This is a genomic window from Pseudomonas sp. LBUM1674 (genome assembly GCF_059695635.1).
This window is the reverse complement of record NZ_CP166779.1, coordinates 6,156,099-6,180,251: the sequence shown is the minus strand read 5'-3', so window position 1 is coordinate 6,180,251 and position 24,153 is coordinate 6,156,099. Positions and strand designations below refer to the sequence as shown.

18 protein-coding genes, 2 tRNA genes and 1 pseudogene are annotated in these 24,153 nt (G+C 60.1%); 18 read left to right on the top strand and 3 right to left on the bottom strand.

What is annotated here, in order from left to right; all coding sequences use genetic code 11:
• The first annotated feature begins 13 nt into the window (after nt 1-13).
• The 10 genes from ACA067_RS28350 to ACA067_RS28305 all read left to right on the top strand — a co-directional run bounded on the left by ACA067_RS28350 (nt 14) and on the right by ACA067_RS28305 (nt 9,790).
• Nucleotides 14-90 (top strand) — tRNA-Met (locus ACA067_RS28350).
• Between the two features lie 137 nt (nt 91-227).
• A complete protein-coding gene (gene rimP / locus ACA067_RS28345; protein WP_010463487.1) occupies nt 228-686 on the top strand; it encodes a ribosome maturation factor RimP in 459 nt (152 codons plus the stop codon).
• Nucleotides 687-733: 47 nt separating this feature from the next.
• Nucleotides 734-2,215: a transcription termination factor NusA gene (gene nusA, locus ACA067_RS28340; RefSeq protein ID WP_008024459.1), complete on the top strand. Its 1,482-nt coding sequence runs from the start codon at nt 734-736 to the stop codon at nt 2,213-2,215.
• Between the two features lie 27 nt (nt 2,216-2,242).
• Nucleotides 2,243-4,774, top strand: a complete 2,532-nt coding sequence (infB, locus tag ACA067_RS28335) for a translation initiation factor IF-2 (protein WP_497459488.1) — start codon at nt 2,243-2,245, stop codon at nt 4,772-4,774.
• Between the two features lie 159 nt (nt 4,775-4,933).
• Entirely contained in the window at nt 4,934-5,335 is a 402-nt protein-coding gene (gene rbfA, locus ACA067_RS28330) for a 30S ribosome-binding factor RbfA (protein ID WP_045060039.1), read from the top strand.
• A 3-nt stretch (nt 5,336-5,338) separates the two neighbouring features.
• On the top strand, nt 5,339-6,256 hold the full coding sequence (truB, locus tag ACA067_RS28325; protein WP_150804693.1) for a tRNA pseudouridine(55) synthase TruB: 918 nt from the start codon (nt 5,339-5,341) through the stop codon (nt 6,254-6,256).
• A 262-nt stretch (nt 6,257-6,518) separates the two neighbouring features.
• Entirely contained in the window at nt 6,519-6,788 is a 270-nt protein-coding gene (rpsO, locus tag ACA067_RS28320) for a 30S ribosomal protein S15 (protein ID WP_003176135.1), read from the top strand.
• A gap of 211 nt (nt 6,789-6,999) precedes the next feature.
• On the top strand, nt 7,000-9,105 hold the full coding sequence (gene pnp / locus ACA067_RS28315) for a polyribonucleotide nucleotidyltransferase (RefSeq protein ID WP_201114931.1): 2,106 nt from the start codon (nt 7,000-7,002) through the stop codon (nt 9,103-9,105).
• Between the two features lie 169 nt (nt 9,106-9,274).
• Nucleotides 9,275-9,350 (top strand) — tRNA-Thr (locus ACA067_RS28310).
• 134 nt (nt 9,351-9,484) lie between these two features.
• A complete protein-coding gene (locus tag ACA067_RS28305; RefSeq protein ID WP_128871926.1) occupies nt 9,485-9,790 on the top strand; it encodes a DUF6388 family protein in 306 nt (101 codons plus the stop codon).
• A gap of 83 nt (nt 9,791-9,873) precedes the next feature.
• Here ACA067_RS28305 and nadC read toward each other — a convergent pair whose 3' ends face one another.
• Entirely contained in the window at nt 9,874-10,722 is an 849-nt protein-coding gene (gene nadC, locus ACA067_RS28300; protein ID WP_497459487.1) for a carboxylating nicotinate-nucleotide diphosphorylase, read from the bottom strand.
• Between the two features lie 150 nt (nt 10,723-10,872).
• On the opposite strand from nadC, the gene ampD reads away from it, so the two are divergent.
• The 4 genes and pseudogenes from ampD (at nt 10,873) to ACA067_RS28280 (ending at nt 14,526) form a co-directional block, all read left to right on the top strand.
• On the top strand, nt 10,873-11,433 hold the full coding sequence (gene ampD / locus ACA067_RS28295; protein ID WP_497459486.1) for a 1,6-anhydro-N-acetylmuramyl-L-alanine amidase AmpD: 561 nt from the start codon (nt 10,873-10,875) through the stop codon (nt 11,431-11,433).
• Nucleotides 11,430-12,266 carry a regulatory signaling modulator protein AmpE gene (gene ampE / locus ACA067_RS28290; protein ID WP_497459485.1) on the top strand — a complete coding sequence of 279 codons (837 nt, stop codon included), beginning with the start codon at nt 11,430-11,432 and terminating at the stop codon, nt 12,264-12,266. Before ampD ends, ampE begins: the two co-directional genes overlap by 4 nt.
• 262 nt (nt 12,267-12,528) lie before the next feature.
• A pseudogene (locus ACA067_RS28285) lies at nt 12,529-13,620 on the top strand (methyl-accepting chemotaxis protein); the annotation flags it as partial.
• A complete protein-coding gene (locus ACA067_RS28280; RefSeq protein WP_497462859.1) occupies nt 13,597-14,526 on the top strand; it encodes a methyl-accepting chemotaxis protein in 930 nt (309 codons plus the stop codon). The pseudogene ACA067_RS28285 and the gene ACA067_RS28280, both read left to right, overlap by 24 nt.
• 128 nt (nt 14,527-14,654) lie before the next feature.
• Here the strand turns inward: ACA067_RS28280 and ACA067_RS28275 are convergent, their stop codons facing one another.
• Nucleotides 14,655-15,431 carry a TatD family hydrolase gene (locus tag ACA067_RS28275; protein ID WP_497459484.1) on the bottom strand — a complete coding sequence of 259 codons (777 nt, stop codon included), beginning with the start codon at nt 15,429-15,431 and terminating at the stop codon, nt 14,655-14,657.
• 3 nt (nt 15,432-15,434) lie between these two features.
• Nucleotides 15,435-16,430, bottom strand: a complete 996-nt coding sequence (cra, locus tag ACA067_RS28270) for a catabolite repressor/activator (protein WP_497454106.1) — start codon at nt 16,428-16,430, stop codon at nt 15,435-15,437.
• Nucleotides 16,431-16,762: 332 nt separating this feature from the next.
• On the opposite strand from cra, the gene ptsP reads away from it, so the two are divergent.
• The 4 genes from ptsP to ACA067_RS28250 all read left to right on the top strand — a co-directional run bounded on the left by ptsP (nt 16,763) and on the right by ACA067_RS28250 (nt 24,024).
• Nucleotides 16,763-19,624, top strand: a complete 2,862-nt coding sequence (gene ptsP / locus ACA067_RS28265; protein WP_497459483.1) for a phosphoenolpyruvate--protein phosphotransferase — start codon at nt 16,763-16,765, stop codon at nt 19,622-19,624.
• On the top strand, nt 19,624-20,565 hold the full coding sequence (gene pfkB, locus ACA067_RS28260; protein WP_497459482.1) for a 1-phosphofructokinase: 942 nt from the start codon (nt 19,624-19,626) through the stop codon (nt 20,563-20,565). The genes ptsP and pfkB overlap by 1 nt, the downstream gene beginning before the upstream one ends.
• 11 nt (nt 20,566-20,576) lie before the next feature.
• Nucleotides 20,577-22,316 (top strand): PTS fructose-like transporter subunit IIB, encoded by a 1,740-nt coding sequence (locus ACA067_RS28255; RefSeq protein WP_497459481.1) that lies wholly within the window; start codon nt 20,577-20,579, stop codon nt 22,314-22,316.
• 166 nt (nt 22,317-22,482) lie between these two features.
• Nucleotides 22,483-24,024, top strand: a complete 1,542-nt coding sequence (locus ACA067_RS28250) for an alkaline phosphatase D family protein (RefSeq protein WP_497459480.1) — start codon at nt 22,483-22,485, stop codon at nt 24,022-24,024.
• Nucleotides 24,025-24,153 lie beyond the last annotated feature (129 nt).

The following is a 24,153-nucleotide window of genomic DNA, read 5'->3' as shown; positions in this document are numbered from 1 at the left end:
GCCCCAGCTTTGTCGCGGGGTGGAGCAGTCTGGTAGCTCGTCGGGCTCATAACCCGAAGGTCGTCGGTTCAAATCCGGCCCCCGCAACCAGTTTCAGGAGCCCCTTTTAAGGGGCTTTTTGTTAGCTGGACACTTTCAACGCCGCTGTTCGACGGCGTTTCAAGGATGGGCGTTTCGCCCATTTTTTTATTTTGCACAGCATGCACATACATGCACGAGGGGGTTCAGTGTCGAGCAAGCTAGAAGAGTTGCAGGCCTTGCTGGCCCCGGTGGTCGTGGCCCTAGGCTATGAATGCTGGGGTATTGAGTTTTCGGCTCAAGGTCGCCACTCAATGTTGCGCGTTTATATCGATAAAGAGGGCGGTGTGCTGGTGGACGATTGCGCCATTGTCAGCCGTCAGATCAGTGGTGTCCTGGACGTTGAAGATCCAATCGCCGTTGAATACACCCTCGAAGTTTCCTCGCCTGGCATGGAACGCCCGCTGTTCACTATTGAGCAGTTTGCAAAATTTGCCGGTGAACAAGTGAAGATCAAGCTGCGCTCGCCTTTTGAAGGGCGACGCAACTTTCAGGGCCTTCTGCGCGGTGTAGAAGAGCAGGACGTCGTGGTGCAGGTTGAAGACCATGAGTTCCTGTTGCCGATCGATATGATCGACAAGGCCAACATTATTCCCAGTTTTGACTGAGACGCGGATCCCGCGGATCCAATGGCTTGCGAAAGGCGAGGCGTACGATGAGCAAAGAAGTACTGCTGGTTGTTGAGTCGGTATCCAATGAAAAGGGCGTACCGGCAAACGTAATTTTTGAAGCGCTGGAGCTGGCTCTGGCCACTGCTACCAAAAAACGTTTCGAGGACGAAGTCGATCTGCGTGTGGAAATCAATCGCCACACCGGCGCTTACGAGACCTTCCGTCGCTGGACGGTCGTCGAAGAAGCAGACCTGGATGATCCGGCCATCGAAACCTGGCCGAGCAAAGTTGCAGAAACGCATCCTGGTGCTCAGGTCGGTGACGTCGTCGAAGAAAAGATCGAGTCCATCGAGTTCGGCCGCATCGCTGCACAGACTGCCAAGCAAGTCATCGTGCAGAAAGTTCGCGAAGCCGAGCGTGCTCAAGTCGTTGATGCCTATCGCGAGCGCCTGGGGGAAATCATCTCCGGCACCGTGAAGAAAGTGACCCGCGACAACGTGATCGTCGACCTGGGCAACAACGCCGAAGCGTTGCTGGCTCGTGAAGACATCATCTCTCGCGAAACCTTCCGGGTTGGCGTGCGTCTGCGTGCGCTGCTCAAGGAAATCCGCACCGAGAACCGCGGCCCGCAGCTGATCCTGTCGCGTACCGCGCCGGAAATGCTGATTGAGTTGTTCCGCATCGAAGTGCCGGAAATCGCTGAAGGCCTGATCGAAGTCATGGCGGCATCCCGTGACCCGGGTTCGCGTGCCAAGATCGCGGTCCGCTCCAAGGACAAACGCATTGACCCGCAAGGCGCTTGCATCGGTATGCGCGGTTCGCGCGTCCAGGCAGTGTCGGGTGAGTTGGGCGGTGAGCGTGTGGACATCGTCCTGTGGGACGATAACCCGGCTCAGTTCGTGATCAATGCAATGTCGCCGGCTGAAGTGGCGGCAATTATCGTTGACGAAGATGCCCATGCAATGGACATCGCCGTTGGCGCAGACAATCTGGCTCAGGCCATCGGTCGCGGAGGTCAGAACGTGCGTCTGGCCAGCCAGTTGACTGGCTGGACCCTGAACGTGATGACCGAATCGGACATCCAGGCTAAGCAGCAAGCAGAAACCGGCGACATCCTGCGCAACTTCATCGACGAGCTGGAAGTCGACGAAGACCTGGCACAGGTGCTGGTAGATGAAGGCTTCACCAGCCTGGAAGAGATTGCCTACGTACCGTTGGAAGAAATGCTCAACATCGACGGCTTTGACGAAGAAACCGTCAACGAGCTTCGCGCTCGCGCCAAGGATCGTTTGTTGACCAAAGCCATCGCTACTGAGGAAAAGCTGGCAGACGCCCATCCGGCCGAAGACCTGCTCTCGCTTGAGGGTATGGACAAGGATTTGGCGATGGAACTGGCGGTGCGCGGCGTAATTACCCGCGAAGACCTGGCCGAGCAGTCTATTGACGATCTGCTCGACATCGACGGCATTGACGATGATCGTGCCGGCAAGTTGATCATGGCCGCCCGAGCCCACTGGTTCGAGTAATTAGGCGCGGCCTGAGGAGAGAAGTGCATGACGCAAGTCACGGTGAAACAACTGGCCGATGAGGTCAAAACACCGGTAGAGCGCCTGTTGCAGCAGATGCGTGAGGCAGGTCTGCCGCACACCGCCGCCGATGAAGGTGTGAGCGATAGTGAGAAGCAGTCTCTGCTGACTCACTTGAAGAGCAGCCACAAGGCGAAAGTGGAAGAACCGCGCAAGATTACATTGCAGCGCAAAACCACCAGCACCCTGCGTGTTGCTGGCAGCAAAAGCATCAGCGTTGAAGTACGCAAGAAGAAAGTCTTCGTACAGCGCAGCCCGGAAGAAATCGAAGCCGAGCGCAAACGCGAACTGGAAGAACGTCGCGCAGTAGACAATGCTGCACGTCAGAAGGCTGAAGAAGAAGCCAAGCGTCGCGCCGAAGAAGAAGCGCGTCGCCAGCCTGCTGCTGCGCAAACCGCTACTAACGACGCCGTTGCAGCGCCTGCTGCAGTTGCCGAGCCAGTACGCGAAAGCGCACCGGTTGTAGCCGCTGCTCCAGCACCGTCTGCTGACGTTCGCAACAAGCAGAACGAACAGCGCCGTCCGGATAAACCACGTGCCGACGATAACAATCGTCGCAGCGGTGGTGGCGACGGCGAGCGTAAAAACGCTCCGCATCGTGCCTCGGTCAAAGAGAAAGCGCCTGCTCCACGCGTTGCCCCACGTACTACCGACGAAGAAAGCGATGGCTTCCGTCGTGGTGGTCGCGGCAAGGCCAAGCTGAAAAAACGCAACGCCCACGGTTTCCAGAGCCCAACCGGCCCTGTCGTGCGTGATGTGCAGATCGGCGAGACCATCACTGTTGGCGATCTCGCCCAGCAGATGTCGGTCAAGGCTGCTGAAATCATCAAGTTCATGTTCAAACTGGGTACTCCAGCGACCATCAACCAGGTGCTTGATCAGGAAACTGCTCAGCTGGTAGCCGAAGAACTGGGCCACAAAGTGACCCTGGTCAGCGACACCGCCCTGGAAGATTCCCTGGCTGAGTCCTTGAAGTTTGAAGGTGAGACGTTCTCCCGTGCGCCAGTTGTGACCGTAATGGGCCACGTTGACCATGGTAAGACTTCGCTGCTCGACTACATCCGTCGTGCCAAGGTAGCTGCTGGCGAAGCCGGCGGTATCACCCAGCACATCGGTGCGTACCACGTTGAAACCGAGCGCGGCATGGTCACCTTCCTCGACACCCCGGGTCACGCCGCGTTTACCGCAATGCGTGCCCGTGGTGCCAAGGCGACCGACATCGTGATCCTGGTAGTTGCAGCGGACGACGGCGTAATGCCGCAGACCATTGAAGCTGTCCAGCACGCCAAGGCTGCCGGTGTTCCTCTGGTAGTAGCCGTGAACAAAATCGACAAGCCGGGCGCCGATCTCGATCGCATCCGTAGCGAACTGTCGGTTCACGGCGTGACCTCGGAAGAGTGGGGCGGCGACACCCCGTTCGTATCGGTTTCGGCGAAAGTCGGTACTGGCGTGGACGAGTTGCTCGAAGCTGTTCTGCTGCAAGCCGAAGTTCTGGAATTGAAGGCCACGCCTTCCGCTCCTGGCCGTGGCGTTGTAGTTGAATCGCGTCTCGACAAGGGCCGTGGCCCGGTTGCTACCGTTCTGGTTCAAGACGGTACCCTGCGCCAAGGCGACATGGTCCTGGTCGGTTCGAACTACGGCCGTGTACGTGCCATGCTCGACGAGAACGGCAAGCCAATCAAAGAAGCCGGTCCTTCCATCCCTGTCGAGATCCTCGGCCTGGACGGTACTCCGGACGCTGGCGACGAGATGAGCGTGCTGTCGGACGAGAAGAAAGCCCGTGAAGTGGCTCTGTTCCGTCAAGGCAAGTTCCGCGAAGTCAAACTGGCCCGTGCTCACGCCGGCAAGCTGGAAAACATCTTCGAGAACATGGGCCAGGCAGAGAAGAAGACGCTTAACATCGTCCTCAAATCTGACGTCCGTGGTTCGCTGGAAGCGTTGAACGGCGCCTTGAACGGCCTGGGTAACGACGAAGTGCAAGTGCGTGTTGTCGGTGGCGGTGTCGGTGGTATCACCGAATCCGACGCCAACCTGGCACTGGCCTCCAACGCTGTACTGTTCGGCTTCAACGTGCGTGCCGATGCTGGCGCTCGCAAGATCGTCGAGCAGGAAGGCCTGGATATGCGTTACTACAACGTGATCTACGACATCATCGAAGACGTCAAGAAAGCCCTCACCGGTATGTTGGGCAGCGATGTTCGCGAGAACATCCTGGGTATCGCTGAAGTGCGTGACGTGTTCCGTTCGCCGAAGTTTGGCGCGATCGCCGGTTGCATGGTTATCGAAGGTGTTGTTCACCGTAACCGTCCAATCCGTGTACTGCGTGAAGACATCGTTATCTTCGAAGGCGAGCTGGAATCCCTGCGCCGCTTCAAGGATGACGCTTCCGAAGTACGTGCCGGCATGGAATGCGGTATTGGCGTCAAGAGCTACAACGACGTCAAGCCTGGCGACAAGATCGAAGTTTACGAGAAGGTTCAGGTTGCTCGCAGCCTCTGACTCGCGCACTTCAAGGGCCACGATGAGCCGCCGCATGCAGATGCGCGGCACAGCGTCAGGACTCTAAACGCAACGCCCGGTCTGGCTTTTGTCAGGCCGGGCGTTTGCCGCTTTCAGACCCCACGGGTTTCACCGTGAGGCAGTAACAGGTAACAAGACATGGCAAAAGAATACAGCCGTACCCAACGTATCGGCGATCAGATGCAGCGTGAGCTGGCACAGCTGATCCGTCGTGAAGTCAAAGACCCGCGCGTCGGCCTGGTCACCATTACCGCTGTTGAAGTCAGCCGTGACGTCGGTCACGCCAAGATCTTCATCACCGTGATGGGCCAGGACAACGCCGAAGACATCGCGCAAAGCATCAAGGTGCTCAACTCCGCCGCCGGTTTCCTGCGTATGCAGTTGGCCCGCGAAATGAAGTTGCGCAGCGTTCCGCAGTTGCACTTCCACTACGACGAAAGCGTCGTGCGTGGCGCGCACCTGTCGGCTCTGATCGAGCGTGCGGTGGCTGAAGACAGTCAGCGCCCGGTAGCGGCTGAACCCGAAGACGCCAAGGAGTAATCGGTGGCTCAGGTCAAACGCATCCGTCGTAACGTCAGTGGCATCATTCTGCTCGATAAACCGCTGGGGTTTACCTCCAACGCCGCGTTGCAGAAGGTTCGCTGGCTGCTGAACGCCGAGAAGGCCGGGCACACCGGCAGTCTCGATCCGCTGGCCACCGGCGTGTTGCCGTTGTGCTTCGGCGAGGCCACCAAGTTCTCGCAATACCTGCTCGATTCCGACAAAGCCTATGAAACCCTGGCGCAACTGGGCAAGACCACCACCACGGCCGATGCCGAAGGTGAAGTTTTGCTGGAGCGGCCGGTGACCGTTGGTCGCGCCGATGTCGAAGCGGTGCTGCCCAATTTTCGTGGGCAAATCAGTCAGATACCGCCGATGTACTCGGCGCTCAAGCGTGATGGCCAGCCACTGTACAAGCTGGCCCGTGCAGGCGAAGTAGTGGAGCGCGAACCGCGTTCTGTTACTATTGCGCGCTTGGAATTGCTGGCTTTTGAAGGTGATACTGCGCGGCTTGCGGTGGATTGCAGCAAAGGCACCTATATCCGCACCCTGGTGGAGGATATCGGTGAACAACTCGGTTGTGGCGCTTACGTTGCTGAACTGCGACGTACCCAGGCCGGGCCTTTCACGCTGGCCCAGACGGTCACCCTGGAAGAGTTGGAAGCGGTACATGCCGAAGGCGGCAACGAAGCGGTCGATCGCTTCCTGATGCCATCGGACAGCGGCCTGCTCGATTGGCCACTGTTGCAGTTCTCGGAGCACAGCTCGTTCTACTGGCTTAACGGCCAGCCGGTACGAGCCCCGGATGCACCGAAGTTCGGCATGGTACGGGTACAGGATCACAACGGTCGCTTCATCGGTATCGGTGAAGTGAGCGAAGACGGACGCATCGCGCCGCGTCGATTGATTCGGTCAGAATGACCGGAACCAGTTTGATGTAAAAGCGTAGCGAGCGAAGGGAAGACAAGGAAAAAACAGGCGAGGAAGCGGAGTTGACTGCTGTCAATGAGCATTCCGAGCCGGTTTTTGACGCAGGATTACCGAGCGCAGCAGCTTTTGCACAAACTGGGACGAGGGTGGCTGTTAGCAGGCATGGTCACTACTCATTTTTAGATACAGGGATTTGTCCCTGGCCTGTTGAAGCTGTTTCTTTGAAACAGTTTCCTGATAAAAGGATTGCCTCATGGCTCTCGACGTTCAAGAAAAAGCTCAAATCGTAGCTGACTACCAGCAAGCTGTTGGTGACACTGGTTCGCCAGAAGTGCAAGTTGCACTGCTGACCCACAACATCAACAAACTGCAAGGTCACTTCAAGGCCAACGGTAAAGATCACCACTCCCGTCGTGGTCTGATCCGCATGGTAAACCAGCGCCGTAAGCTGCTGGACTACCTGAAAGGCAAGGATCTGGGCCGTTACCAGGCTCTGATCGGTCGCCTGGGTCTGCGTCGCTAATAAGCGATTGCGCTAGAGGTTGGTTGTCTGTCGTACGTCAGCGGGTTTCCCGCTGGCGCATGGCAGGCTCCCAGCCTCAAGTTTTATCTGGACACCTGCTTTACCTGAAAGGCAGCACCTGGACAATGAAAGTCGGGCCGATTCCCGGCGTTGCCCAAGAATTTCGCAAGAAGACAAGTTCCCCAAGAGCCACAAAAGAAGGTAGGACACCGTGAACCCGGTAATCAAAAAATTCCAGTTCGGTCAGTCGACCGTTACCCTCGAGACTGGCCGTATCGCCCGTCAGGCCTCCGGCGCAGTATTGGTCACCGTTGACGATGACGTCAGCGTATTAGTGACTGTGGTCGGCGCCAAGCAAGCCGATCCAGGCAAGGGCTTCTTCCCTCTGTCCGTTCACTACCAGGAAAAAACTTACGCTGCCGGTAAGATCCCTGGCGGTTTCTTCAAGCGTGAAGGCCGTCCTTCCGAGAAAGAAACCCTGACTTCCCGACTGATCGACCGTCCGATCCGTCCGCTGTTCCCTGAAGGCTTCATGAACGAAGTGCAGGTTGTCTGCACCGTCGTGTCCACCAGCAAGAAGACCGATCCGGACATCGCTGCGATGATCGGTACCTCGGCTGCCCTGGCGATCTCCGGCATTCCTTTCGATGGCCCGATCGGCGCTGCCCGCGTTGCGTTCCACGAAAGCACCGGCTACCTACTGAACCCGACTTACGAACAACAGAAAGCTTCGAGCCTGGACATGGTCGTTGCCGGTACTTCGGAAGCCGTGTTGATGGTTGAATCGGAAGCCAAAGAGCTGACCGAAGACCAGATGCTGGGCGCGGTACTGTTTGCTCACGACGAGTTCCAGGTTGTGATCAACGCCGTTAAAGAACTGGCTGCCGAAGCTGCCAAGCCAACCTGGGCCTGGGCTCCACAACCAGAAGCCACCGCTCTGCTGGGCGCTATCCGTGCCGAGTTCGGCGACGCGATCTCCCAGGCTTACACCATCACCATCAAGGCCGACCGTTACGCTCGCCTGGGTGAGCTGAAGGACCAGGTGGTTGCCAAGCTGTCCGGTGAAGAAGGCCAGCCTTCTTCCAGCGAAGTCAAAGCGGCTTTCGGCGAAATCGAATACCGCACCGTTCGCGAAAACATCGTAAACGGCAAGCCACGTATTGACGGTCGCGACACCAAGACCGTACGTCCTCTGAACATCGAAGTCGGTGTTCTGCCAAAGACCCACGGTTCGGCACTGTTCACCCGTGGCGAAACCCAGGCTCTGGTTGTTGCAACACTGGGCACCGCCCGTGACGCACAACTGCTGGACACCCTGGAAGGCGAGAAAAAAGACCCGTTCATGCTGCACTACAACTTCCCTCCGTTCTCGGTAGGTGAGTGTGGTCGCATGGGTGGCGCTGGTCGTCGCGAAATCGGTCACGGCCGTCTGGCCCGTCGTTCGATTGCAGCCATGCTGCCTGCCGCCGACGTGTTCCCGTACACCATCCGTGTGGTGTCGGAAATCACCGAGTCCAACGGTTCGAGCTCCATGGCTTCGGTCTGCGGCGCTTCCCTGGCCCTGATGGATGCCGGCGTTCCGATGAAGGCACCGGTTGCCGGTATCGCCATGGGCCTGGTTAAAGAAGGCGAGAAGTTCGCCATCCTGACCGACATCCTGGGTGACGAAGACCACCTGGGCGACATGGACTTCAAAGTAGCCGGTACCGCCAAAGGTGTTACCGCGCTGCAGATGGACATCAAGATCAAAGGCATCACCGAAGAAATCATGGAAATCGCTCTGGGCCAAGCCCTGGAAGCGCGCCTGAACATCCTCGGTCAGATGAACCAGATCATTGGCCAGTCGCGTACCGAACTGTCGGAAAACGCTCCGACCATGATCGCGATGAAAATCGACACCGACAAAATCCGTGATGTCATCGGTAAAGGCGGCGCGACCATTCGTGCGATCTGTGAAGAGACCAAGGCTTCGATCGACATCGAAGACGACGGCTCGATCAAGATCTTCGGCGAAACCAAGGAAGCGGCTGAAGCTGCCCGTCAGCGCGTTCTGGGTATCACCGCTGAAGCTGAAATCGGCAAGATCTACGTTGGTAAGGTTGAGCGCATCGTCGACTTCGGCGCATTCGTCAACATCCTGCCTGGCAAGGACGGTCTGGTTCACATCTCGATGCTGAGCGACGCTCGCGTTGAGAAAGTGACCGACATCCTGAAAGAAGGCCAGGAAGTGGAAGTACTGGTACTGGACGTGGACAACCGCGGCCGTATCAAGCTGTCCATCAAAGACGTAGCAGCGGCCAAGGCTTCGGGCGTTTAATCACACCCCACGCCTGACCGCTTCAGCGTTTTAGGAAATGCCTCGCCGTGAAAACGGTGGGGCATTTTTTTGTGTGCAGGAAGATCAAAAGATCGCAGCCTGCGATCTTTTGATCTTTGTGGCGCAGTCAGTTGCCTGACTCCATGGTCAGTGCTAGGTTTAGCCCACCGCCCGTGTAGCTCAGCCGGTAGAGCAGCGCACTCGTAACGCGAAGGTCGCAGGTTCGATTCCTGTCTCGGGCACCAGCGATACTTTGTTTTCAGATGATCCCGAATGGTTCTGAAGGCCAGATAAACCGGGTTTGTTCGGTTTTTTTGCGTCAGAGAGATCCTTGATGATCCAGATCCATCTTCCATTCCCCCAGATCAGAGAGAACGCCATGACCGTTAAAGAATTGACTCAAGAAGCCCGTCACGAAGAAGCGCTGAAAAAGTACTTGCTGGAATCCCCCCAGCTCGCTGAAGAGATCAAGGACTTGCCAGCCGATGATCAGAAAGACCAGATCCAGTGGGCGTTCGAGGATGAAGCGGAATCCCAGGGCTTGCAGCCTTGGGAGCTGACGCTCAAGTACACCTCAAGCCCGGAAGAGTTCGAGGCTGCGCGCTTGGTGCTGCACAAGGAGGCGGCCGAGGTGTTGGGCGTCGAGTGGGAAGAGTACTGCGAGATGAATAATCTGGTGGTTTGAGAGCAGCTTCAAGCTTCAAGCGGCAAGCTACAAGCCAAAGCAGAATTGCTTGAAGCTTGCCGCTTGCCGCTTGAAGTCGCTCCTCAGAGACTGAGCCGCATCGACAGATCGACAGCCTTCACATCCTTGGTCATCGCGCCGATCGAAATGTAATCCACCCCGGTCTGCGCAATCGGCAGCAGCGTGCTTTCGTTGATACCGCCGCTGGCCTCCAGCTTTGCCTTGCCGCCGTTCAGGCGCACCGCTTCGCGCATGTCATCCAGGCTCAACTCATCGAGCATGATGATGTCGGCACCGGCCGCCAGCGCTTCTTTGAGCTCATCCAGGCTTTCCACTTCGATCTCCACCGGTTTGCCCGGGGCAATCTTGTGCGCGGCGCTGATGGCCTCCGGAATACCACCGCAGGCGGCGATATGGTTTTCCTTGATCAGGAAGGCGTCATACAGACCAATGCGGTGATTGTGGCAACCGCCGCAGGTCACGGCGTACTTCTGGGCCAGACGCAGCCCGGGCAGGGTCTTGCGGGTGTCCAGCAGTTTCACCTGAGTCTGGGCAACGAAATCCGCCAGATCCTGCGCACGCGTGGCCACCCCCGACAGCAATTGCATGAAGTTCAACGCGCAGCGTTCGCCGGTCAGCAGCGAGCGAGCCGGGCCTTCGAGGTGGAACAGCGCCTGATTGGGCTTCACCCGTTCGCCATCGCGCACTTGCCAATGCACGGCAACCCGCGGGTCCAGTTGCCGGAAAACCGCATCGACCCACGCGGTGCCGGCGATGACGGCGGCGTCGCGAGTGATGATGGTGGCTTTGGCCAGACGTTCGGCCGGGATCAGCTGTGCGGTGATGTCGCCGCTGCCGATGTCTTCGCGCAACGCACGGCGCACATTGGCTTCGATTTCGGCGGTCAGATCGGCGAGACGTAGATTCGGCATAACGGACTCCACAAACAAAGTGGTTCGATTATAGGGCCATGGCGGGGAGCAACCCAACCCTGCAACGGCTCAATCGCGGCTAGTGATCGCGCCCGGAGGGTCTATCGCGGCATACTGGGCGCCAACACAGTCGTCGTTGAAGGAATCTGTATGCAGTTGGACCCCGCGAGCGGTTGGTGCCAGGGTGTGCGTTTATGCCCCTCGCCCAACTTCAATGCGCGCCCCCCGGGCGAAATTTCCCTGCTGGTGATCCACAACATCAGCCTGCCGCCAGCACAGTTCGCCACCGGCAAGGTGCAGGAATTTTTCCAGAATCGTCTGGATGTCACCGAGCATCCCTACTTTGCAGGGATCGCCGACCTGCGCGTGTCGGCGCACTTCTTGATCGAACGTGACGGCACTGTCACTCAGTTTGTCTCGTGTCTTGAGCGCGCCTGGCACGCCGGCGTCTCGAGTTTTGAAGGTCGGGAAACCTGTAACGATTTTTCCGTGGGCATCGAGCTCGAAGGCACGGATGATCTGCCGTTCACCGATGCGCAATATGCAGCGTTGATGGCCCTGACCCGGCAGCTGCAAAGCACCTTCCCAGCCATCACCGCGCAGCGCATCTGCGGGCATAGCGACATCGCCCCTGGCCGCAAAACCGATCCGGGGCCAGCGTTCGACTGGGCACGCTATCGCGCCGCTCTGGAAAAAGAGGAACAACAATGAGTTTTCTGGTGTTGCTGTTGGCGGTCTGGATAGAGAAATTCTCGGCCCTGCGCCATCGGGTCCAGCGTGACGGCGGCTGGGTGCGCGAACTGCACAAGCTTGAGGCCAGCGCGCGCCTGGTCAATCGGCCATGGCTGATCCTGGTGGTGCTGGTGTTGTTGCCCGTGGCGCTGCTGGGCTTGCTGTTGCTGGTGCTGGAGCCGGTGGCTTACGGTCTGCTGGTGTTGCCAGTGCATTTGCTGGTAGTGATCTACAGCCTGGGTCGCGGCGATCTGCTGGCCGGCCTCGGTCCGTTTCGCGATGCCTGGCGTCGGGAAGACCTGCAGGCCGCCGCCCACGTGGCGGAACGTGACCTGGGTATCTGCGCCGACAGCGCTGACCAGCTGCTGGAGCGGGTCCAGGGGCACCTGTTGTGGGAGGCGTACCAGAGCTTCTTTGCGGTGATTTTCTGGTATTTCCTGCTGGGGCCGGTCGCCGCGTTGAGCTATCGACTGCTGGCGCTGGCCGAAGAACACGGGCAGAACCCGGCTGTGGTCGAGCGCGCGGCACAACTGCGTCACGCGTTCGATTGGGTGCCGGTGCGGTTGCTGGCGGCGAGTTTTGCCTTGGTCGGCAACTTTGTCGCGGTCGGCCGGGTGATGTTGCACGAGCTGCTGAACTGGAACATCAGCGCCGCCCGATTGATCGAGAAGGTCGGACTGGTGGCGGGTGAAATTCCGGCACCGGTGGTCGGACCGGATGGCATCAACAGCCTCGACCGGATCTGGGAACTGCTGCTGCGCGCGGCGGTGCTCTGGTATGCGGGGTTTGCGTTGTGGACCGTGTTGCACTGATTTCTGCATAAAGATCAAAAGATCGCAGCCCGCGGCATCTCCCACAGGATCGGATGAATCCGTAGGAGCTGCCGCAGGTTCGGGCCGCGTTCGTACGATCTTTTGCCGTTAACCTTAAGTTACAAAACCTCCCGCCGATTTAAGTTATACAGAGATAGCGCTGAATAGTGGCTATCTGCTCTCGCCCCGCGCCTGCCGATAAAAATAAGAAATCCAAGGGAGACTTCCAGTGAAGAGCTTGCTCTATCCCGCCGTCGCGCTGATGAACCGCCTGAGTTTCGGTATGAAGTTCAGTCTGATCAGTGTGCTGTTCCTCGTGCCGATACTGGTGACGAACTTCTATCTGGTAAGCGATTCCTATCGCGAATTCCAGGGCACCCGGGTCGAACTGCAAAGTCTCGACCTGTTGGGTAGCAGCCTCACGTTGCGGCGCGATCTGGAAACCCTGAACAACCTGGTGCAGATCAACGTCACCCTCGGTCAGTCCGGCAAGGCCAGCAATGTCGAAGGCAAAATCAATGCCCTTGAGCAAAGCGTCCTCGCGCGTTTGCAAGGGTTGGCGGCTATGGCCACCGAACCGGAGCAAATCGCCGTATTCGACGCCAAGCGCGATGAAATGATTGCGGCGTTCAAGGCCCAGCAAACGGAAACCTCCCTGCAAAGCAAAAGTGCGCTGATTGGCAAGTTGCTGGGCAATGCGCAGATTTTCAGCCAGATCATCGCCAGTCAGGCCGGGCTCAGCCGCGACAACCAAAGCGACATGCGTCAACTGAGCGAGCTCATCACCACCGTCACGCCAGTCGTCACCCAGACCCTGGGTGACGGACGGGCAATGGGTGCTTATTCCTTAGGGCAGGGCTTTCTCAATTCATCGTCAAGCACGCGTTTCGATGAGCTGCTGGCACAGATCGAAAAGCTGCAGGCCGAGTACGGTCTGAAGTTGCAGGATGCGCTGGGCTCCAGCGCAGCGGCACGGGAAACCCTGGCTACCCAGGCGGAGAGCAGTAAGGCGTCGCTGAAAAAGGCCAGTGAGCTGTTCGAAGAACAGGTGGTAATGGCCGATACCCTCGATGCGCCCTGGCAGGCCTTTTACGATCAGGTCACGAGCCTGATGGACCAGACCTACCAACTCAACGAAGCCACCCTGAAGTTTCTTGGCACTCAGTTGCAGCAGCGGCTGGATCAGAACCGCACTCACATGGTGTTGCAGGCCGTGGCGTTGTCGGTGGTGTTCGTACTGATTTTTTACCTCTACGGCGGCTTCTACGCTTCGACCCGCACCACGCTCAAACGCCTTGGCGCGATGATGGACAAGGTGGCGGCCGGCGATATGACGGTGACCTTCAATGCCAACAGTCGCGATGAACTGGGCGAGTTGGGCGAGGTGTTCAACGGCACCGTGAAGAAAATCCATGACTTGATCGAGCGGGTGGGGCAGACCGTCGGCGAGGTCGAGCGCCAGGCCGGGCAAGTCGAAAACGTCTCCACCCAGAGTAGCCAGGCAGTGGCAGGGCAGCGTTCGCAGATCGAGCAGGTCGCCACGGCCATGAACCAGATGTCGGCTACCTCTCTGGAGGTGGCGCGCAGTGCCGCTGCGGCGGTCAGCAGCGCCCACAGCGTCAACGACGAGACCATCAGCGGTCGCGGGCTCGTGGAGTCCCAACAGGGCAGCATCGCTGCACTGGCCAACGAGATCGATCAGTCGGTGCGGGTGATCAATCAACTGGCCAGCGACAGCCAGTCCATCAGCCGCGTACTGGAAGTGATCAAAAGCATCGCCGAGCAAACGAATCTGCTGGCCCTCAACGCCGCCATTGAGGCCGCTCGGGCCGGTGAGCAGGGCCGGGGTTTTGCGGTGGTGGCGGATGAGGTCCGGACCCTGGCCAAGCGCACCCAGCAATCAACCGAAGAAATCGAGCAGATGATCGCCCGGCTGCACAGCGGTGTCAGCGCTGCGGTGAAGGCCATGGGCGCCAGCCATCAGATGGCCAGCGGCACCGTGGGGCAGTCGGAAAAGGTCCAGCAGGCGCTGGAAAATATTCTCGGTGCCGTCGGCATGATCGTTGACCAGAACCAGCAGATCGCTGCCGCGGTGGAGCAGCAAACCGCCGTGGCTCACGACATCGACCAGAACATCGTCGAGATCAACCGTGCCGGCGAGCGGACCGCCGAAGGTGCGCACCGGACCGAGCATGCCAGTCGTGCGTTGTCGGCTCAGGTGGTGGAACTCAAACAGCTGATCAGCGCGTTTCGGGTTTGAAACCACCTCGGGACCCATGTGGGAGCGGGCTTGCCCGCGATTGCGGTTTAACATTCGACACTGAAATTGCCTGATACACCGCTATCGCGGGCAAGCCCGCTCCCATAGGGATTGTGTGCATCAATGGGCTACCAGTTGAACACTTCACAGGCATTGGCGGTGCTGACGGCGGCCAACCGCTCAGGACTGACCGCCATAATCCCCGCCAATGCCGCGCAAATCGCCGGCAAATGCGCCGGGCTGTTGCGTTGACCGGGAAACATGGCGGGCGCCATGTCCGGTGAGTCGGTTTCCAGTACCACCGAATCCAGCGGCAGTTCGGCGAGGACACGGTGCATACGCAGCGCCTGTGGCCAGGTCGCGGCGCCACCGAGACCGAGTTTGAAACCAAGCTTGATGTACTCGCGGGCTTCTTCCGTGCTGCCAGCGAAGGCGTGGATGATCCCTGCGCGTTTCAACTTGAACCGTTTGAGCGTGGCAATCACCGCCGCGTGGCTGCGCCGGACATGGATCAGCGCTGGCAGATTGAAGTCCTTCCCCAGCCCAAGCTGCGCCTCGAACAGCACCTGCTGACGTTCGCGATCGAGGGTCTCGATGAGGTAATCCAGGCCGATCTCGCCCACCGCGCACACCTGCCGATGACCGGCCAGCCGGGTCAACCAGTCGCCAAGTTCGGCCAGGTCTTCAGGACGGTGATCATCCAGATACACCGGGTGCAAACCGAACGCCGCATGCAGGTCGGGATCGCTTTGCACCAGATCCCAGACCCGCTGCCAGTTGCCCTGATACACCCCCAACACCACCATCCGCCGCACCCCGAGGGCGCGGCTCTCGGCCAGCAGCGCCTGACGGTCCTCGTCGAAGTCCGGGAAATCCAGATGAGTGTGGCTGTCGATCAGCTCCACGATTCAGTCCTGACGAATACGCTGCTTGAAGGTCCGCGCGATGGCCTGCACGCCGGGTTGGTAATCGGATTGCTCGATGGCGGCCAGTGCCAGCGCCAAGGCCTTGTCGGCAATCAGTTGATGCTGTTGGGCCATGGCATTGACCGGCAATGGCAGGAAGTCCAGCAACTGCGTGTCGCCAAAGGTACCGAGGCGTAGCGGGCGGGACTTCAGCGGGAAATCGTGCAAGGCATCGAACACGCCCTGCAGCAGTACATAGGACGTGGTCACCAGGGCATCCGGCAAATGGCCCAGGCGCTGGAGCAATTCGTCCATCAACTGTTTGCCACACTCGCGGCTGAAGGACTCGCCGTGTTCGATCAGGATTTCGCCGTCAAACCCGGCCAACGCCTCTTTGAAACCGGCCGCACGCTCCTGGCTGATGCTCAGTTCCGGGCGGGCGCCGATCAGCGCGATCTGCTTGGGCAACGGCTCAAGCAGGCTGCGCGTGAGTTGCAGGCTGGCCTCGCGGTCGTCACTGATCACCGAGCAGAAATGCTCAGGCTCCATCACCCGGTCAATTGCGATGATCGGAATGCCCTTGGCTTGCAACTGACGATAACTGTCATCACCGGCCGGCAGGCAGCTGGCGACGATCAGTGCATCGCAGCGCCGGGCGCGGAACAGTTGCAGCAACTGCCGTTCGCTGTCCGGCGCATCGTCGGAGCTGGCGATCAACAACTGGTAGCCGCGCGCCCGTGCGCCTTGTTCCAGCAGTTTGGCGATCCGCGCGTAACTGGGGTTTTCCAGGTCCGGCAGAATGAAACCCAGGGTACGGGTGTGCCGACTACGCAGTCCGGCGGCCTGGGGATTGGGCGTGAAGCCATGTTGCTCGACGACCGCGCGTACGCGTTCGACGGTGGCACTGCTGATGCGTTGCTGTTCGGCCTTGCCATTGATGACATAACTGGCGGTGGTAACGGACACACCGGCCAACTGTGCAATATCACTGAGTTTCAACCCGGGATTTCCTTGTTTTTTCGAGCTTGCCGCGACATTTTCGCCAATCCTAACCGATTCAGGCAGACGACCCATGGCTCAACGCATCCGACAAGTTGGGCTTCAAGGATGAGTCATTATCGAGTAACGTGCGAATCATTCTAGATTAAACGTTTCAGCAAGCGTATTTTCTACGTTTAAGGCGCCTTTGGCCGGTTCTGCCGCGAAACTGCCAGACTGCTCCTGAAAAGGACTGCTTCTGAAAAGAACGCTTCTGAAAAAGTCGTACCAAGCGCCTAAGCTGGAATCATTCAAAACAATACCTGGTGCTCAGGCACCAAAAAGGAGAAAGCATGCTCGAGCTCACCATAGAGCAGATTTCCATGGGCCAGTCGGCTGTGGATAAGTCCGCAGCGTTGCACTTGCTGGCCCAGCACCTGGTCGCCGATGGTCTGGTGGATGAGGGTTATCTCGCCGGTTTGCAGGCGCGTGAAGTCCAGGGCTCGACCTTTCTCGGTCAAGGTATTGCCATCCCCCACGGTACCCCGGAAACCCGCGACCAGGTGTTTTCCACCGGCGTGCGGTTGATGCAATTTCCCGAGGGCGTGGATTGGGGCGACGGTCAGATCGTTTACCTGGCGATCGGTATTGCCGCCAAATCCGACGAGCACCTGCGCTTGTTGCAACTGCTGACCCGGGCCCTCGGTGAGACCGATCTGGGTCAGGCTCTGCGCCGCGCCAGTACCGCCGAAGCCTTGCTGAAACTGCTGCAAGGCGCGCCGCAAGAGCTGGCGCTGGATGCACAGATGATCGGCCTCGGCGTGTCTGCCGATGATTTCGAAGAGCTGGTCTGGCGCGGTGCGCGTTTATTGCGTCAGGCCGACTGCGTGAGCAATGGTTTTTCCGCGGTGCTGCAGCAGGTCGAAGCGTTGCCGCTGGGCGACGGCCTGTGGTGGTTGCACAGTGAGCAGACGGTCAAGCGTCCGGGCCTGGCCTTCGTCACCCCGGACAAGCCGATGCGCTATCTCGGCCAGCCGTTGAGCGGTCTGTTCTGCCTGGCCAGCCTCGGTGAAGCCCACCAGGCGTTGCTGGAGCGGCTTTGTGCATTGTTGATCGAAGGCCGTGGCCATGAATTGGGCCGCGCCACCAGCAGCCGCAAAGTCCTCGAGGTGCTCGGTGGCGAACTGCCAGAGGACTGGCCGAGCGCCCGCATCGCTCTGGCCAATGCCCACGGACTGCATGCGCGCCCGGCGAAAATCCTCGCGCAGTTGGCGAAAAGTTTCGAAGGCGAAATTCGTGTGCGCATCGTCGATGGCCAGGACAGCGCGGTGTCGGTGAAGAGCTTGAGCAAGCTGCTCAGTCTCGGCGCCCGTCGCGGCCAGGTACTGGAATTCGTCGCCGAACCGAGCATTGCCGCCGATGCCTTGCCGGCGTTACTGGCGGCCATCGAAGAAGGCCTGGGCGAAGAAGTAGAGCCGCTGCCTGCCGTGAGCCAACAACGCGAAGTGCTCACCGAGATCGCCGAAGTGTTGCTCGCGCCCAAGTCCGGCAGCCTGGTTCAGGCCATCGCCGCGGCACCGGGCATCGCCATCGGCCCGGCGCATATTCAAGTGCTGCAAATCATCGATTACCCGTTGCGCGGAGAGTCCGCCCCCGTCGAGCGTGAGCGGCTCAAGCAGGCGCTGACTGATGTGCGTCGCGACATCGAAGGCCTGATCGAGCGCAGCAAATCCAAGGCGATTCGCGAGATCTTCATCACCCACCAGGAAATGCTCGACGACCCGGAATTGACCGATGACGTCGACAACCGCCTCAAGCAAGGCGAAAGCGCGGAAGCGGCGTGGATGGCGGTGATTGAAGCGGCTGCCAAACAGCAGGAATCGTTGCAGGATGCCTTGCTCGCCGAACGTGCCGCCGACTTGCGCGATATCGGTCGTCGGGTGCTGGCGCAACTCTGTGGTGTCGAAACCCCGAGCGAGCCCGAGCAACCGTACATTCTGGTGATGGATGAAGTCGGTCCGTCGGACGTTGCCCGTCTCGACCCGACTCGCGTCGCCGGCATTCTCACCGCCCGTGGCGGTGCCACCGCTCACAGCGCAATCGTCGCCCGGGCGCTGGGTATTCCGGCGTTGGTTGGCGCGGGAGCGGCGGTGTTGCTGCTGGCGCCGGGTACGCCGTTGCTGCTCGATGGCCAACGCGGTCGCCTGCACGTGGACGCCGACGCTGCAACCTTGCAGCGCGCCACCGAAGAACGTGACACCCGCGAGCAACGCCTGAAGGCCGCCGCCGAACAACGTCATCAACCGGCATTGACCACCGACGGCCACGCCGTGGAAGTATTCGCCAACATCGGCGAAAGCGCCGGCGTCATCAGTGCGGTGGAGCAGGGTGCAGAAGGCATTGGCCTGCTGCGCACCGAACTGATTTTCATGGCCCACTCGCAAGCGCCGGACGAAGCGACCCAGGAAGTCGAATACCGCCGCGTCCTCGATGGCCTCGCCGGTCGACCGTTGGTGGTGCGGACCCTTGACGTCGGTGGCGATAAACCGCTGCCGTATTGGCCGATCGCCAAAGAGGAAAACCCGTTCCTGGGCGTGCGCGGCATTCGTCTGACCCTGCAACGCCCGCACATCATGGAGGCGCAATTGCGCGCCTTGCTCCGTGCGGCGGATAACCGCCCGCTGCGCATCATGTTCCCCATGGTCGGTAGCGTCGATGAGTGGCGTCAGGCACGGGACATGACTGAACGCCTGCGCCTGGAAATCCCCGTGGCCGATCTGCAACTGGGGATCATGATCGAAGTGCCATCGGCGGCCTTGCTGGCGCCGGTGCTGGCCAAGGAAGTCGACTTCTTCAGCGTCGGCACCAACGACCTGACCCAATACACCCTGGCCATCGACCGTGGCCATCCAACCTTGTCGGCCCAGGCTGACGGCTTGCACCCGGCTGTGCTGCAACTGATCGACATCACCGTGCGTGCAGCCCATGCCCATGGCAAGTGGGTCGGCGTGTGCGGCGAGCTGGCGGCCGACCCGCTGGCGGTGCCGGTGCTGGTCGGACTGGGTGTGGATGAGCTCAGCGTGTCGGGCCGCAGCATTGCCGAAGTCAAGGCGCGCATCCGCGAACTCAGCCTGACCCAGACTCAAACCCTTGCCCGGCAGGCCCTGGCCGTCGGCAGCGCGAATGAAGTGCGCGCATTAGTGGAGGCCCTGTAATGGCCAAGATCTTGACCCTGACCCTCAATCCGGCGCTGGACCTCACCGTCCAGTTGCCGCGCCTGGAACCCGGCCAGGTGAATCGCAGCGACGAGATGCACACCCACGCCGCCGGCAAGGGAGTGAACGTGGCGCAGGTGCTGGCGGATCTTGGGCATCAGCTCACGGTCAGCGGTTTTCTCGGCGAGGACAATCTCCAGGCGTTCGAAGCCCTGTTCGCCAAGCGCGGTTTTGTCGACGCCTTCATTCGCGTCCCCGGCGAAACTCGCAGCAACATCAAACTGGCGGAAAGCGATGGGCGCATTACCGATATCAATGGTCCCGGCCCCCTGGTCAGTGAAGCGGCGCAGCAGGCATTGCTCGATCGACTGGACCAATTGGCTCCCGGTCATGATGCAGTCGTCGTTGCCGGCAGCCTGCCCCAAGGCATCAGCCCCGAGTGGCTGCAGGCGTTGATTGTGCGGTTGAAAAACCTCGGGCTGAACGTGGCGCTGGACTCCAGCGGTGAAGCCTTGCGTGCCGGACTCAAGGCCGCTCCGTGGCTGATCAAGCCCAACACCGAAGAGTTGGCCGATGTACTGGGTTGCGAAGTGGTTTCGGTCGCTGCCCAGGCCGAAGCCGCTAGCCGCTTGCACGCTCAGGGCATCGAACATGTGGTGATTTCTCACGGGGCAGAGGGTGTGAACTGGTTCAGTGTCGGGTCTGCCATGCATGCCACGCCGCCCAAGGTCAGCGTTGTCAGCACGGTGGGGGCCGGCGATTCGTTATTGGCCGGCATGCTCCATGGTTTGCTCAGCGCCGACACCCCTGAACAGACCCTGCGCACCGCCACGGCGATTGCCGCGATGGCGGTCACCCAGATCGGCTTCGGCATCGGCGACGTCGCGCAATTGGCACGGCTCGAACAGGGTGTGCGCATACGCCCCCTGACAGAACAATAAGAGGGATAGTCATGAAGTTAGCCATTGTCACGGCCTGCCCGAACGGCATGGTCACCAGTGTGCTGTGCGCCCGGTTGCTCGATGCCGCGGCCCAGCGTCAGGGCTGGAGCACCAGCGTCGAAGTCGCCGATGCCGCGCATCCGGAACGTCAATTGTCGGCGGCCACGATCGAAGCCGCCGAGTGGGTGCTGCTGGTGACCAGCGCCCCGGTGGACCTGTCGCGATTCGTCGGCAAGCGAGTGTTCCAGAGCACGCCGGCCCAGGCCCTGCAGGATGTCGAAGCGGTGCTGCGCCGCGGTGCTGAAGAAGCCGAGGTTTACGTCGCCCCCGAAGCGGTCGCCGAGCCTGCTGCCGTGGTTAAAAACGCACCGCGGCTGGTGGCCGTGACCGCCTGCCCGACCGGCGTCGCGCATACCTTCATGGCCGCCGAAGCCTTGCAGCAAGCGGCCAAGCGCCTGGGTTACGAGCTGCAAGTGGAAACCCAGGGTTCGGTCGGCGCGCGCAATCCGTTGAGCGCCGCCGCCATTGCCGATGCCGATGTGGTGTTGCTGGCGGCGGACATCGAAGTCGCCACCGAGCGTTTCGCCGGCAAGAAGATTTACCGTTGCGGCACCGGCATTGCCCTCAAGCAAGCCGAAGCGACGCTGAACAAGGCACTGGCCGAAGGCAAGCAGGAAACTGCCGCGCTCGGTGGCCAAGGTCCGGTCAAGCAAGAGAAGACCGGCGTCTATAAACACCTGCTGACCGGGGTGTCGTTCATGCTGCCGATGGTGGTGGCGGGCGGCTTGATGATCGCCTTGTCGTTCGTGTTCGGCATCACCGCGTTCAAGGAGGAGGGCACGCTCGCGGCCGCCCTGATGCAGATCGGTGGCGAGACCGCGTTCAAGCTGATGGTGCCGTTGCTGGCGGGTTATATCGCCTACTCGATCGCCGACCGTCCCGGCCTGGCACCGGGGATGATCGGTGGTCTGCTGGCCAGCACCCTCGGCGCCGGTTTTATCGGCGGGATCATCGCCGGCTTCATCGCCGGTTATGCGGCGCAGGCGATCAATCGCTATGCGCGATTGCCGCAAAGTCTCGAAGCGCTGAAGCCGATCCTGATCATCCCGTTGCTGGCGAGCCTGTTCACCGGTCTGGTGATGATCTACGTGGTCGGCAAACCGGTGGCCGGGATGCTCACCGGGCTCACGCACTTCCTCGACAGCATGGGCACCACCAACGCGATCCTGCTCGGTGTGTTGCTCGGCGGCATGATGTGCGTCGACCTCGGCGGACCGATCAACAAGGCCGCTTACGCCTTCTCGGTGGGGCTGCTGGCGTCACAGAGTTATGCACCGATGGCCGCGACCATGGCCGCCGGCATGGTGCCACCGATCGGTCTCGGTATCGCCACGTTCATCGCCCGGCGCAAGTTCGCCCAGACTGAACGCGAGGCCGGTAAAGCGGCGCTGGTGTTGGGGCTGTGCTTTATCTCCGAAGGCGCGATTCCGTTTGCCGCGAAAGACCCGTTGCGGGTGATCCCGGCGAGCATTGCCGGGGGGGCGCTGACCGGTGCGTTGTCGATGTACTTCGGCTGCAAACTCATGGCGCCCCACGGTGGGTTGTTTGTGTTGGCGATTCCGAATGCGATCAATCATGCCTTGTTGTATCTGCTGGCGATTGTGGCCGGGAGTCTGCTGACGGCGGTGGCGTATGCACTGCTCAAGCGGCCTGAAGTGGTGGAGTTGGCCATAGAGCCCGTCAGCGCCTGACACCTGACCCTTGTGGGAGCGAGCTTGCTCGCGATGACGGTTTAACATTCAACAAAAATAGTGACTGTTACGCCGCTATCGCGAGCAAGCTCGCTCCCACAGGGATCGCATTTCACACCAGCGTCATGCATACATGCTTTAGTTTTCCTTTTAAAGGGAGAACCCCATGAGCGAATTCGACCCCGGTCGCCGTCGTGTCATGCAAGCCGTCGGTGCCGGGCTGTTGCTTCCCGGCCTCGCGCCGGCGGTGATCGCCTCGGTCAAGGATCGTCCGCAACTCACCGATGGCGTGCAGTCCGGCGACCTGCTGGGCGACCGGGCGATGGTCTGGAGCCGCAGCGACCGTCCGGCGCGGATGGTGGTGGAGTGGGACACTCGCAGCCTGTTCAGCAACCCCCGTCGATTCGTCTCGCCATTGGCCGATGCCCGCACCGATTTCACCGCCCGGGTCGAACTCAGCGGCCTGCCCGCCGACCAGGCGATTTTCTATCGGGTGTATTTCGAAGATGCCCGGAGCGGGGTCGCCAGCGAACCCTGGTTCGGTCACCTGCGGAGTGTGCCTCAGACTCGCCGCGACATCCGCTTCGTCTGGAGTGGCGACACCGTCGGTCAGGGGTTCGGCATCAACCCGGACATCGGCGGCATGCGCATCTATGACGCCATGCGACTGCGCCTGCCGGACTTTTTTATCCACAGCGGCGACTCCATCTACGCCGATGGCCCGGTACCGGCGCAGCTTATTACCGAGAGTGGGCGTGTATGGCGCAATCTCACCAGCGAAGCCAAGAGCAAAGTAGCCGAGACCCTCGACGACTATCGCGGCAATTACCGCTACAACCTGATGGATGAAAACATCCGTCGCTTCAACGCCGAAGTGCCGCAGATCTGGCAGTGGGACGACCACGAAGTGGTGAACAACTGGTCGCCGGGCAAGCAGCTGGATCAGCGTTACAAGAATAAAGATATCCACAGCCTGGTGAGTCGCGGACGCCAGGCCTGGCTCGAATATGCGCCGATGCGATGGCGGGGCGCTGATGGCAGTGGGCGGATTTATCGCAAGCTCGGTTACGGCCCGTTGCTCGATGTGTTCGTACTCGACATGCGCAGTTATCGTGGGGCGAACGACGACAACCTTGGCGCCGCCAAACCCTTCCTTGGACGTGAACAACTGGATTGGCTCAAGCGCGAATTGAAAGGCTCCAGTGCCCAGTGGAAAGTCATCGCCGCCGACATGCCGATTGGCCTCGGTGTCTCTGACGGTGAAGTTCGCCCAGGCGTGGCACGCTGGGAAGCCGTGGCCAACGGTGATCCGGGACCGGCTCAGGGGCGTGAACTGGAAATTGCCGAGTTGCTGGGTTTCCTGCGGGCGCAGCAGGTGCGTAATTTCGTCTGGCTGACGGCGGATGTGCATTACTGCGCGGCCCATCACTACCATCCGGATCGTGCGGCGTTTCAGGACTTCGAGCCGTTCTGGGAGTTTGTCGCCGGGCCGTTGAATGCGGGGAGCTTCGGCCCTGATCCACTGGACAAAACCTTTGGCCCTGAAGTGGTGTTCGAGAAGGCGCCACCCTCGCAGAACGCTTCACCGTTTGCCGGTTTTCAGTTTTTTGGCGAGGTGAATATCGATGGGCAGACGGGGGAGATGCACGTGGTGTTGCGGGATCTGGATGGGGTGAGCGTATTTGAGCAGAAACTGCAGCCGGTTTGAGAAGAATCGGCAAGCCGACACCCGATCAATGTGGGAGCGAGCTTGCTCGCGATAGCGGTGTAACAGTCACCATAGTTGTTGAATGTTAAGCCGTCATCGCGAGCAAGCTCGCTCCCACAAGGACTGTGG

Bases quoted from the DNA above. Each gene is read 5' to 3' on its own strand.
- ACA067_RS28250 (WP_497459480.1), top strand. From the start codon at position 22,483: ATGAGCGAATTCGACCCCGGTCGCCGTCGTGTCATGCAAGCCGTCGGT.
- nadC (WP_497459487.1), bottom strand. From the start codon at position 10,722: ATGCCGAATCTACGTCTCGCCGATCTGACCGCCGAAATCGAAGCCAAT.
- nusA (WP_008024459.1), top strand. From the start codon at position 734: ATGAGCAAAGAAGTACTGCTGGTTGTTGAGTCGGTATCCAATGAAAAG.
- infB (WP_497459488.1), top strand. From the start codon at position 2,243: ATGACGCAAGTCACGGTGAAACAACTGGCCGATGAGGTCAAAACACCG.
- ACA067_RS28255 (WP_497459481.1), top strand. From the start codon at position 20,577: ATGAAGTTAGCCATTGTCACGGCCTGCCCGAACGGCATGGTCACCAGT.
- pfkB (WP_497459482.1), top strand. From the start codon at position 19,624: ATGGCCAAGATCTTGACCCTGACCCTCAATCCGGCGCTGGACCTCACC.
- rbfA (WP_045060039.1), top strand. From the start codon at position 4,934: ATGGCAAAAGAATACAGCCGTACCCAACGTATCGGCGATCAGATGCAG.
- ptsP (WP_497459483.1), top strand. From the start codon at position 16,763: ATGCTCGAGCTCACCATAGAGCAGATTTCCATGGGCCAGTCGGCTGTG.
- ACA067_RS28280 (WP_497462859.1), top strand. From the start codon at position 13,597: ATGACGGTGACCTTCAATGCCAACAGTCGCGATGAACTGGGCGAGTTG.
- ampE (WP_497459485.1), top strand. From the start codon at position 11,430: ATGAGTTTTCTGGTGTTGCTGTTGGCGGTCTGGATAGAGAAATTCTCG.
- ACA067_RS28305 (WP_128871926.1), top strand. From the start codon at position 9,485: ATGACCGTTAAAGAATTGACTCAAGAAGCCCGTCACGAAGAAGCGCTG.
- rpsO (WP_003176135.1), top strand. From the start codon at position 6,519: ATGGCTCTCGACGTTCAAGAAAAAGCTCAAATCGTAGCTGACTACCAG.
- ampD (WP_497459486.1), top strand. From the start codon at position 10,873: ATGCAGTTGGACCCCGCGAGCGGTTGGTGCCAGGGTGTGCGTTTATGC.